Annotated in this window: 11 protein-coding genes; 6 read left to right on the top strand and 5 right to left on the bottom strand. The window is 70.2% G+C overall.

What is annotated here, in order from left to right; translation table 11 throughout:
• Positions 1–231: 231 nt before the first annotated feature.
• A complete protein-coding gene (locus tag ACFWY9_RS42905) occupies positions 232–510 on the bottom strand; it encodes a hypothetical protein (protein WP_378331458.1) in 279 nt (92 codons plus the stop codon).
• Between the two features lie 122 nt (positions 511–632).
• On the opposite strand from ACFWY9_RS42905, the gene ACFWY9_RS42900 reads away from it, so the two are divergent.
• Both ACFWY9_RS42900 and ACFWY9_RS42895 read left to right on the top strand, forming a co-directional pair.
• The gene (locus tag ACFWY9_RS42900) at positions 633–1,598 is read left to right on the top strand and encodes a winged helix-turn-helix transcriptional regulator (protein WP_378331459.1); all 966 of its coding nucleotides are present in this window, start codon (positions 633–635) and stop codon (positions 1,596–1,598) included.
• Between the two features lie 90 nt (positions 1,599–1,688).
• Positions 1,689–1,877 (top strand): DUF5302 domain-containing protein, encoded by a 189-nt coding sequence (locus ACFWY9_RS42895; RefSeq protein WP_378331460.1) that lies wholly within the window; start codon positions 1,689–1,691, stop codon positions 1,875–1,877.
• A 204-nt stretch (positions 1,878–2,081) separates the two neighbouring features.
• Here ACFWY9_RS42895 and ACFWY9_RS42890 read toward each other — a convergent pair whose 3' ends face one another.
• The 4 genes from ACFWY9_RS42890 to ACFWY9_RS42875 all read right to left on the bottom strand — a co-directional run bounded on the left by ACFWY9_RS42890 (position 2,082) and on the right by ACFWY9_RS42875 (position 6,146).
• Positions 2,082–3,152, bottom strand: a complete 1,071-nt coding sequence (locus ACFWY9_RS42890) for a Glu/Leu/Phe/Val dehydrogenase dimerization domain-containing protein (protein ID WP_378331461.1) — start codon at positions 3,150–3,152, stop codon at positions 2,082–2,084.
• Between the two features lie 206 nt (positions 3,153–3,358).
• Complete coding sequence (locus ACFWY9_RS42885) at positions 3,359–4,555, bottom strand: kynureninase (RefSeq protein ID WP_378331462.1); 1,197 nt, start codon at positions 4,553–4,555, stop codon at positions 3,359–3,361.
• On the bottom strand, positions 4,552–5,334 hold the full coding sequence (locus tag ACFWY9_RS42880; RefSeq protein ID WP_378331463.1) for a tryptophan 2,3-dioxygenase: 783 nt from the start codon (positions 5,332–5,334) through the stop codon (positions 4,552–4,554). Before ACFWY9_RS42880 ends, ACFWY9_RS42885 begins: the two co-directional genes overlap by 4 nt.
• Positions 5,331–6,146 (bottom strand): PaaX family transcriptional regulator C-terminal domain-containing protein, encoded by an 816-nt coding sequence (locus tag ACFWY9_RS42875; RefSeq protein ID WP_378341599.1) that lies wholly within the window; start codon positions 6,144–6,146, stop codon positions 5,331–5,333. Before ACFWY9_RS42875 ends, ACFWY9_RS42880 begins: the two co-directional genes overlap by 4 nt.
• A gap of 48 nt (positions 6,147–6,194) precedes the next feature.
• Between ACFWY9_RS42875 and ACFWY9_RS42870 the strand changes: the two genes are divergently transcribed.
• The 4 genes from ACFWY9_RS42870 to ACFWY9_RS42855 are packed head-to-tail and all read left to right on the top strand — an operon-like array spanning position 6,195 to position 9,998.
• Positions 6,195–6,950 carry a creatininase family protein gene (locus ACFWY9_RS42870; protein WP_378331465.1) on the top strand — a complete coding sequence of 252 codons (756 nt, stop codon included), beginning with the start codon at positions 6,195–6,197 and terminating at the stop codon, positions 6,948–6,950.
• Positions 6,947–8,473: a benzoate-CoA ligase family protein gene (locus tag ACFWY9_RS42865; RefSeq protein ID WP_378341598.1), complete on the top strand. Its 1,527-nt coding sequence runs from the start codon at positions 6,947–6,949 to the stop codon at positions 8,471–8,473. The genes ACFWY9_RS42870 and ACFWY9_RS42865 overlap by 4 nt, the downstream gene beginning before the upstream one ends.
• 8 nt (positions 8,474–8,481) lie before the next feature.
• Positions 8,482–9,174, top strand: a complete 693-nt coding sequence (locus ACFWY9_RS42860; RefSeq protein ID WP_378331479.1) for an SDR family NAD(P)-dependent oxidoreductase — start codon at positions 8,482–8,484, stop codon at positions 9,172–9,174.
• Positions 9,171–9,998 (top strand): enoyl-CoA hydratase family protein, encoded by an 828-nt coding sequence (locus ACFWY9_RS42855; RefSeq protein WP_378341597.1) that lies wholly within the window; start codon positions 9,171–9,173, stop codon positions 9,996–9,998. The genes ACFWY9_RS42860 and ACFWY9_RS42855 overlap by 4 nt, the downstream gene beginning before the upstream one ends.
• The last annotated feature ends 132 nt before the right edge of the window (positions 9,999–10,130 follow it).

Raw genomic sequence — 10,130 nt, 5'->3', positions numbered from 1 at the left:
GGAGGGGGTGCCCCGCCCCCCCCACCCGGCCCCGGCCCCTCCCCTGCGGCGCGGGGCCCCCGCTGCCCGGGGGGGGGGGGGTGGCGGGGGGGGCGGGGTTCCGGCGGAGAGCACAGCACGGCCCCCACACGCCGCAGGGCGACGTGTGCCCTTCCATGCTTTGCTTCGGCCTCCGCCGGCCTCCTCCCGCACGCTCCCGGTCCTGCCGGGCGCGTGCCGGAGGAGGTGCCTTTATCCGGACATCCCGGCCGCGCTTTTCGCGACCGCGAAACCCGCAGGCCACGGGCCTGCCACTCCGACCTGGCTACCGTTTCCGTAGCGGGTCGATCCCTCTGGCCCGGCCGGGAGCGGCCGGGCGGGGCAGTCTCCGGCGACCCCCTGGGCCGCGTTGCCGATCTCGATGCCACCCAGCGCATAGGCGTCGCGCGGGCACCGGTTGACCTGTTCGGCTCCGTGAGCGTCCGGTGCCGTCCGGGCCACCGTGGGCGACTGTGCGGAAGTGCTGACCATCGAGCTCTCCCCTGCGGTGCGGGCTGACGGGGACGAGACTATGATTTGTGTACCCAGCTGTCAATAGGCTTCTCTAGGTGTAGTCAGCTAAGCTGGGTCCACGACGGAAAGAGGGGTCCCCGGTGACCGAAGCGACCGCACACCGTGTCCGACCGGCAGGAGAGTCGGTCCGCCGAGCACTCGAGCTGCTCGGCGACCAGTGGACGCTGCTCATCCTGCAAGGCGTCTTCCTGCGCTTCCGGCGGTACGAGCAGCTTCGGCTGCGGCTGGGCATCTCCCCGACCGCGCTGTCCGGGCGGCTCGGTGCCCTGGTGGAGAACGGAGTCCTGCTCCGGACGCCCTACCGCGACACCAACCGGACGCGGCACGAGTACCGGCTCACCGAACGCGGCCTCGAACTGTGGCCGCTGTTCATCTCGATCTGGGCGTGGGAGCGCGAATGGATCCCCGGTCGCCGGGAGGTCCTGCCGACGCTGATCCACCTCGACTGCGGGCTGACCACCTCGGCGCCGCTGGGCTGCGGCACCTGCGGCTGCCGGGTCGACGCGCGCGACATCAGCGCGAAACGGCTCGACGCGACCGGGATCGGCGCGGCGACGGCGTCGAAACGCTTCCGCCGCAAGGACGCCGAACCGCTCGCGCACGACCCGGTGATGTTCTTCCCGGACACCATGGAACTGCTCGGTGACCGGTGGTCCACCGGGCTGGTGTCCTCGGCGATGCTCGGCGCGCGGCACTTCTCGGAGTTCGAACGCGAACTCGGCATCGGCCCGAGCGTGCTGTCGGGGCGGCTCAGCAAACTCGTCGAGGTCGGCGTCCTACGGACCGAAACCGCGGCGACCCGCGCCGACGCCAGGGCCTACCGGCTCACCTCGAAGGGACTGGCGTTCTTCCCCGCGCTGGCTTTCATCGTCGAGTGGGCCCGCGGCTTCGAGGTACCGGGCCAGGACGCGGACCTCACGCTCTACCACGACGAATGCGGGAACCGGCTGGTTCCGACGCTGCTGTGCGACCACTGCGGCCGTCCACTGGTCCGCGACCGGATCCGCTTCGGCGGCCCGGTCCAGATGCCCACACCGGATCGGTGATTCTCCCGACGCCGGGGCGAAATCCGCTCGCCAACGCGGCACGCACCTGACAGGCTGGAACGGTCACACGTCGTAACCTCGGAGGTAAGCATGGCTGAACCGGAACCGTCGCGGCAGAGCGGCGAGGAGGACGACGTCAAACGCAAGTTCCGCGAGGCACTCGAGCGCAAGCAGGCCCACGCGCGGTCGGGTTCCTCCCACGAGAACGGTGGCCCGAAGAACCAGCACGCGCACGGCCCCGCCGCGAACAAGCGCCAGTTCCGCCGCAAGAGCGGCTGAGTTTTTCATCGAGCGCTTCCGCTATCACGCTGCCAGGGCGCTCCTTCTCGACGAATGTCACCGTCGCGGAAGGGGCGCCCTGTCATCGTGATAGCGGGGCCTATCGGCCAAAAGAGGGCGCTCGACCGTGAAGTCTCCTCGCGCGCTGCGCGCACTCGTCGACCTTGTGGCTGGGTTGGCCCCGACCAACCCAGCCTTGAACAGTCAGAGCAGGATTCCCCGCAGGCGGCCGACATCGGCCATGCGCCGCTCGGCGAGGCGGTCCGCCGCGGTGGCGGGCGGCACGCCTTCGGACTTCGCGAGCGCGTACACGGCCTTCGTGGTGTCGAAGATCGCCGTCGTCTTGCGCTTGGCCCGTTCGAAGTCGAACCCGTGCCGCTCGTCGTCGACCTGGATCACGCCGCCGGCGTTGACGAGGTAGTCCGGCGCGAACAGGATGCCGCGGTCGTCGAGCATCTTGTCCACCCCGGGGTGCGCGAGCTGGTTGTTCGCCGCACCGCACACGATCCGCGCCCGCAGCGCGGCCACCGTGTCGTCGTTCAGTACCCCGCCCAGCGCGCACGGCGCGAAAACGTCCAGTTCGGACCGGATCAGAGTGTCCACATCGGACACGACCTCGACGCTCGGGTACGCCGCGCGGACCCGGTCCAGCGCGGCAGGCGACACGTCGGTGACCACCACGCGCGCACCGGCCTCGACCAGATGCCCGACGAGGATGTGCCCCACCTTGCCGACCCCCGCGACACCGACGCGGCGCCCGGTCAGCTCCGGCACGCCCCAGACGTGCTCGGCGGAGGCACGCATGCCCTGGTACACCCCGAAAGCGGTGAGGACGGAGGAGTCGCCGGCGCCGCCGTCCTCCGGCGAGCGGCCGGTGACGAACCGCGATTCGCGGGCCACGACGTCCATGTCCCGCACGTAGGTGCCGACGTCGCAGGCGGTGATGTAGCGGCCGCCGAGCGACTGCACGAAACGCCCGTAGGCCCGCAGGAGCGCCTCGGTCTTCTGCGTCGCGGGGTCGCCGATGATCACGGCCTTCCCGCCGCCGAGGTCGAGCCCGGCCAGCGCGTTCTTGTAGGCCATCCCCTTCGACAGCGCGAGGACGTCGGCGAGCGCGGCGTCCTCGGACTCGTAGGGGTGGAAGCGGGTGCCGCCGAGCGCGGGGCCCAGTGCGGTCGAGTAGATACCGATGATGGCCTTCAGGCCGCTGGCCTGGTCGTGGCAGAACACGACTTGCTCATGGCCGGTGTTCCGGCCGAACACTCCTTCGGTCACGGTGGTGACTCCTTCGTCGACCCGCGCACGGCTGTGGCCGCTGCGCACCTGGTGGATGGTCCGAAGCACCGGCCGACGGGGGTCGCCCGTCGGCCGGTGCCTCACCCCGTCAACCTAAGGCCCCGGCTGATCACCGGCCAAGGCTGGTCCCAGGTTCTGGACGCCGAATGTGCCCGAAAGGCCGCCTACGCCGCGCGGCCCCGGAGTCACTGTCCGCGGACGACCTCGCCGAGGGTCGCCATCGCGGTTTCGAGCTGGAGGTCCGACAGGTAGGGCGCGGGGCCGAACCGCAGGTATGGGCCGCGCGCGTCGGTGCGCACCCCGCGTTCGGCGAGCGCGGCCTGGAGGCCCGCGGCGTCGCGGCACCGCAGGGAGAGGAAGCCGCCGATCATGCCCAACGGCGTCTCGCGGTCGCGGGTGACGACGTCTTCGGGCAGGTCCAGTTCGTCGAAGTGACGCGCGAGCAGGCCGACCTGGTGCTGCGACACCTCGCGCAGGAACCGCGGGGTCAGCCCCTGCTCGGTGAAGAACCGCTGCACCCGTACGGCCCGGTAGTGACTGGTCGGGTCGTAGGTCGCGCCGGCGAAGCGGTCGCTGCCCGGTGCGTAGGCGACCGCGCCGGGCCGCCGTTCGTCGGCGAGCGCGCCGAATTCGGCGTACCAGCCGGTGATCACCGGCCGCAGCTCCTGCGCGTGCGCGGGCAGCCGCAGGAAGCAGTTGCCCTCGCCGAGCTGGAGGTACTTGTAGCCGCCGCCGAGCACCCAGGCGTTGGTCAGCCCGAGGTCGTGCAGCGAGAACGGGACGACGCCGAGCGCGTGGTAGGCGTCGACGACGAGTTCGACCGAGCGGCCACGGCACACGTCGGCGAGGTGCGCGAGCCCCGGCACGAGCCGGGAGGTCTCGAACAGCACGGCCGAGATCAGCACTGCGGCGGTCCCGCCGTCGACCTGGTCGGCGACGCGCTCGGCGAGCGTGGTGACCGGTTCGACCGGGACGCGGACGACCTCGACGCCCTCCTCCTCCAGCCGGGCGAGCTGGCGGCGCAGGGTGTGGAACTCGCCGTCGGTGGTCACCAGCCGGGGTCGCCGGGGCAGATCCACCGCGGAAAGGAAGCGGAGCACGAGGTCGTGCGTGCTGGTCCCGAGCGCGAACTCGCCGCGCCGGTCGCCGAGCAGGACGCGGAATCCCGCGCGCAGTTCGTCGGCCTTCGCGAACGCGCGGTCCCATTTGGCGTCGACGTCACGGGCGGCGTCGGCGAAGGCTTCGAGCAACCCTTCCTCCGCGACGTCGGGCCACGCCTGATGGGAATGTCCGGTCAGCAGGAGCCGGTCGGCCACCGCGAAGCGGCGGTAGGACCCGGCCAGTGCGTTGGGGCTGGTGCGGATGTCGTCGAGGGTGCTCACAGCTGGCTCCGGACTGCCCAGAGATCCGGGAACATCGGACGGAACAAGGTAGTCCGCAGGTAGGTCGCGCCAGAGGACCCACCAGTCCCGGTCTTGTCTCCGATGGTGCGTTCGACCATCTTCACGTGACGATAGCGCCACTCCTGCATCCCTTCGTCCAGGTCCACCATGTGCTCGGCGACCACTGATTGACCGCTGTCGTCGCGGTACATCTTCAGCAGTACCGCCTGCAGCTCGGGCGAGGGCTCCACCGGTCGGGTGACGTCGGTGCGGCGGGGAATCGAGTAACCGCTTTCCGCCAGATAGGTGAGGAACGAATCGAACAGAGAGGGCCTGCTCAGCGCGTCGGAAATGCGCTTCCGCTGTTCAGAGCCCTCCGGGTAGTGGGTTAGGACACTTTCGTCCCGCCTACCGAGAACCGCTTCCAGCTCCCGGAACTGCCCCGACTGGAAGCCGCTGGAGGCGTCCAGCCGGGCCCGGAAGCTGCTGAACTGGCTCGGCGTCATGGTCTCGAGGACGTCGATCTGCTCGACGACCACCTTGAGCACGGTGAGAATCCGCCGCAGCGTGCGGATCGCGTGCGCCGTCCGGCCCGCTTCGAGGTTCTCCTGCAGATAGCGCGTCTCGTGCAGGAGCTGCTTGAACCACAGCTCGTACACCTGGTGGATCACGATGAACAGCAGCTCGTCGTGTTCGTCCGACCGGGGCCGCTGCGCGTCCAGGAGGTCGTCCAGCGCGAGGTAGGAGGTGTAGCTCAGCGCCTGCTCGGTGTCGGTCATAGGTGAACCGCCTTGTCGAAGTGACGCTGGGCCGCCGGGGCCAGCGCCGTGTACAGATCGTGGAACAGCTCGACCGCGGCCGCCCGGCGCCGCGGCGCGGGCACCAGGTCCGCGGGCAGTTCCGGGTCGAGCGCGGGGAACGCGCGAAAGGTGTGCACCAGCCGGGTCCGCACCCCGAACGCGCCGGGATCGTCCAGCTCGCCGGGCTCGTGCCCGCCGAACTCGTGGACGAACGCGTCGTAGCGGGCCGACAGTTCGTCGAGATCCCAGGCGCGCCCGGCGAAGCGACGGACGTCCAGACCCGCCGACGGCCGCCCGAGGAAGAGTCCGGCGTACTCGGTGACGTCGAGTTCCGCGAGCAGGGCGAGCACCTCGTCCTCGCGGTCGTGCGGCGCGATCCAGGTGCCGTCGGTGTAGGGGCCGAAGCCGAGGAACCGCAGGCGCCGGACCAGCCGCTCCCTGGCGGGACGCCGGTTTTCCGGGATGTTCTGCCACAGCACGGTCCAGGTCCCGGCCGGGCTCTCCCGGCGACCGAGGGAGAAGATCCGCCGGTCGCCGTCGGCGAGCAGCGCGACGGTGCGGGCGGTCAGCGAGTAGTGCACATGCCGCCCCGCGCGATGGCGGGTCAGCAGGTCACGACGGGCGAGCCTGGCCAGCGCGATCCGCGCCGCGCCGTCGGAGAAACCCAGCTCGGCCAGCAGCGCGACGAGCCCGCCGGACCAGATCCGCCGGGTCTCGCGCGGGTGCACGTAGCTGCCCAGCAGTGTGATGACCAGCTCCTGGGGGCTCGGCTCGAATCCGTCGACGGCCACGCCCCCAACTCTATACACCTCAGGCCGCTGCGGTGTAGGTTGAATCTCGTGACGTTCTTCGCGGATCTCACGTCCCGGCAGGTGGCCGAGCTGCCGGCTGGTGCGCGCACGCCGGTGCTGCTGCTCCCCCTCGGCGCGATCGAGCCGCACGGACCGCACGCGCCGCTCGGCACGGATCCGCTGATCTCGCACGGAATGTGCGCCCGCGCGGCGGACCGCCTCGACGCGGATCCGGACGTGCGCGTGCTCGTCCTTCCCGCGCTCCCGTACGGGGTGACGCGGTTCGCCGCCGGGTTCGCCGGAGGCATCCACATCGGCGAAGAGACGTTGCACGGGTTGCTCGTCGACGTCGGGGTGGCGTTGATCGGTCAGGGCCTGCCGCGGATCCTGCTGGTGAACAACCACTTCGAGCCCGCGCATCTGACGACGCTGCGCCATGCGGCCGAGACGCTGAACGCCGAGCACGGCGGCCGTGTCGCCCACCTCGATCTGGTCCGGCGACGGAACGCGCAGCGGCTCACCGAAGAGTTCCGCAGCGGCGAATGCCACGCCGGACGGTACGAGACCTCGCTGGTGCTGGCCGACCGGCCCGAACTCGTCGACGAATCGCTGATGCGGACCTTGCCGCATGTGCCGGTGACGCTGGCCGCGGCCTCGCCGGATTCCGGTTTCCAAGAGCTGGGGATGTCCGACGCGTATTGCGGCTCCCCCGCCGAATCGACCGCCGAGGAGGGCGAGGCCACCTTCGGCGTGCTGACCGACATGCTGGTGGAAGCCATCCGCGAGTTGGGGGCCGTCACATGAGTGCGCCGGTCAACCTCGCCACGTACTTCATCGACCGCCACGTCGAGGAGGGCCGCGGCGAGCGGACGGCGTTGCTGTGTGGCGAGAAAACCGTCAGCTATGCCGAACTGGCGAAGCTCGTCAACCGGATCGGACATGTGCTGCGCGACACGGGTGTCCGAAGTGGACAGCGGGTGCTGCTCGCACTGAGCGACGGCGAGGAGTTCGTCGCGACCTGGTACGCCGCGCAGAAGATCGGCGCGATCACCGCCGAGGTCTATCCGTTCCTGCAGCCCAAGGATTACGCCTACTACCTCGGCTACGCCGAAGCCGTCGTGGTGGTCGCGGACGCGGTCACGCTGCCCGCGCTGCGCGAGGCGGGCGCGCGGAACCTGCTTGTCACCGACGTCCCGCCGGAAGACCTACGGCCCGGCGAACGTCCACTGCGGACACTCGCGGCCGAGGCGCCCGATGAGCTGGACACCGCACCTACCACGTTGGACGATATCGGGATCTGGAAGTTCACCACCGGCAGCACCGGCTCCCCCAAGGCTTGCGTGCACCCCTTGCGCAGTCCCATCGAGAGCTTCGAACGCTACGCGCTCGGCGTCCTCGGTTTACGTGCGGACGACCGGATTCTCGCCGTGCCCAAGCTTTTCTTCGGGTACGCGCGCGATCTCGCCGCGTTGTTCCCGTTCGGTGTCGGCGCCGCCGGGATCGTGTTCCCCCAGCGGACGACGGCGGACCTGATCTTCGAGCTGATCGCGCGGCACCGGCCGACCGTGCTGGTCAACGTGCCGACGATGATGAGCGCCATGATCGCCCATCCGGCGGCGTCCGAACAGGACCTGAGCTGTCTGCGCCTGACGACGTCGGCGGGCGAGGCGCTGCCCCCGGAACTGCACCGCAAATGGGACGCGGCCTTCGGCGTCCCGGTCGTGGACGGCATCGGCTCGTCGGAGGCCTACCACATCTACCTGTCCAACCGGCCGGGCGAGGCGCGGTACGGCAGCCTCGGCCAGGAGGTCCCCGGCTACACCGCTCAGGTCGTCGACGAGAGCGGGAATCCCTTGCCGGACGGGGAAATCGGACCACTGCGGATCACCGGGCCGACGATCGCGCTCGAGTACTACGGCGACGCCGAGAAGTCCGCGAAGACCTTCGACGGTGACACCCTGACCTCCGGTGACCTGTTCAGCCGCGACGCCGAAGGCTTCTACCACCACCACGGCCGCGCCGACGATCTGCTCAAGGTCGGCGGCGTTTTCGTGGCGCCGGGCGAGATCGAGGACTGCCTGCTCGGGCATCCGGACGTCGCGGACTGCGCTGTCCTGGGGGCCACAGTGGACGGACTCGTGCTCCCGCGCGCCTACGTCGTCCCGCGAACGGGGGCGACGGTCGAACCGGAGGCGCTCAAGGACTTCGCACGTGCTCACCTCGCCAAGCACAAGTACCCGCGAGAGGTCGTGTTCGTGACCGAACTTCCCCGTACCGCCAACGGAAAACTCGACCGGCGGGCGCTGCGTACGATGGCCGGGTCATGAACAACGTCATGAGCCGCCGCGTGGTCGTCACCGGTGGCACCCGGGGTATCGGCGCCGCGATCGCCGACCGTTTCCGCGCAGCGGGCGACACCGTTCTCGCGCCAGGACGCGCCGAATGCGACGTCACCGACGAAGCGGCGGTCAAGGCGTTCTTCACCGAAGCGGGCCCGATCGACGTACTGGTCAACAACGCCGGGGTGTCGACGAGCGCGCCCGTGTACGCGACGAGTGTCGAGGACTGGCGAACGCAGTTCGAGGTCAACGCGACCGGAGCGTTCCTGTGTACCCGCGCCGTCCTGCCCGGAATGCGTGAACGCGACCACGGCCGGATCGTCACCGTCGCCTCGACCGCCGGGCACGTCGGCTATCGCTACACCGCCGGGTACACCGCGTCGAAACACGCGGCGGTCGGCCTGATGCGCGCGGTGGCCGCGGAGGTGGCGGGCACCGGCGTCACCGCCAACGCGGTGTGCCCCGCGTTCGTGCGGACCGATATGACGGCCACGTCGGTGGCCCGGATCCGGGAACGCACCGGACGGGACGAGGCCGCCGCCGAAGCCGCCCTCGCCGCCGCGTCCGCGCTGGGCAGACTGCTCGAACCCGACGAGGTCGCCTTCGCGGTGACCTTCTTCGCGGCGCCCGAGGCGGCCGCGATCAACGGCCAGACTCTCGTACTCGACGGTGGAGGAATCCAGTCATGAGCCCGTTCCGTGCCACTCCCCCGATCACCGCGGAATGGGAGCACTTCGAGTTCACTGTGGACGATGGCGTCGCGACGGTCACCTTGGACCGGCCGGACAAGCTCAACGCGCTGACCTTCGACAGCTACGCCGATCTGCGGGACCTGCTCGCCGAACTGCCGCACCGGGGCGACGTGAAGGTGCTCGTGCTCACCGGACGCGGGCGCGGGTTCTGTTCCGGCGGTGATGTCGAAGACATCATCGGCGAGCTGCAGAAGATGGAGACCGCCGAACTGCTGGAGTTCACCCGGATGACCGGGGCCGTGGTGAAGGCGATGCGGGAATGCCCGCTGCCGATCATCGCCGCCGTCAACGGTGTCGCCGCCGGTGCCGGTTCGGTGCTCGCACTGGCCAGTGACTTCCGGCTGCTGGCGCGGTCGGCGAAGTTCGCTTTCCTGTTCACCAAGGTCGGCCTCGCCGGGGCGGACATGGGCTCGGCGTACCTGCTGCCCCGGCTGGTCGGCCTCGGCCGGGCCACCGAACTGCTGATGCTCGGCGACAAGGTCGACGCCGTCCGCGCCGAGTCGATCGGCCTCGCTTCGTCCGTTGTGGACGATGAGGAACTCCCGGCCGCCGCCGCGGCGCTCGCCCGGCGGCTGGCCGATGGTCCGGCACTCGCCTACGCCACCACCAAGGTCCTGCTGACCCGGGAACTGGACATGGATCTCGGCAGCTCCATCGAGCTGGAGGCGATCACCCAGGCGCTGCTCATGACCAGCAAGGACCACCACGAGTTCTACGCCGCATGGTCGGCCGGGCGCAGTCCACAGTGGACAGGTCGTTAGCGGCGGTGTGCTGAAGGACGCCTTCGGTGCACTGATGGTGCTGAAGGACGCCAACAGTGCACCCCACCCACGGAAACCGGCCCTCAGCACCACCCGCCCCCCACCGCCGCAGGGGTCCCCGCTCCCCCGGGC

This window comes from Amycolatopsis sp. NPDC059027 (assembly GCF_042739735.1).
In the GTDB taxonomy this organism is placed as follows: Bacteria; Actinomycetota; Actinomycetes; order Mycobacteriales; family Pseudonocardiaceae; genus Amycolatopsis.
Note: the sequence above shows the minus strand (reverse complement) of the source record. Positions and strands in the feature narration are given on the sequence as shown.

Excerpts from the sequence above, each read along its gene's own strand:
- ACFWY9_RS42905 (WP_378331458.1), bottom strand. The coding sequence starts at position 510 with ATGGTCAGCACTTCCGCACAGTCGCCCACGGTGGCCCGGACGGCACCG.
- ACFWY9_RS42895 (WP_378331460.1), top strand. The coding sequence starts at position 1,689 with ATGGCTGAACCGGAACCGTCGCGGCAGAGCGGCGAGGAGGACGACGTC.
- ACFWY9_RS42880 (WP_378331463.1), bottom strand. The coding sequence starts at position 5,334 with ATGACCGACACCGAGCAGGCGCTGAGCTACACCTCCTACCTCGCGCTG.
- ACFWY9_RS42865 (WP_378341598.1), top strand. The coding sequence starts at position 6,947 with ATGAGTGCGCCGGTCAACCTCGCCACGTACTTCATCGACCGCCACGTC.
- ACFWY9_RS42860 (WP_378331479.1), top strand. The coding sequence starts at position 8,482 with ATGAGCCGCCGCGTGGTCGTCACCGGTGGCACCCGGGGTATCGGCGCC.
- ACFWY9_RS42855 (WP_378341597.1), top strand. The coding sequence starts at position 9,171 with ATGAGCCCGTTCCGTGCCACTCCCCCGATCACCGCGGAATGGGAGCAC.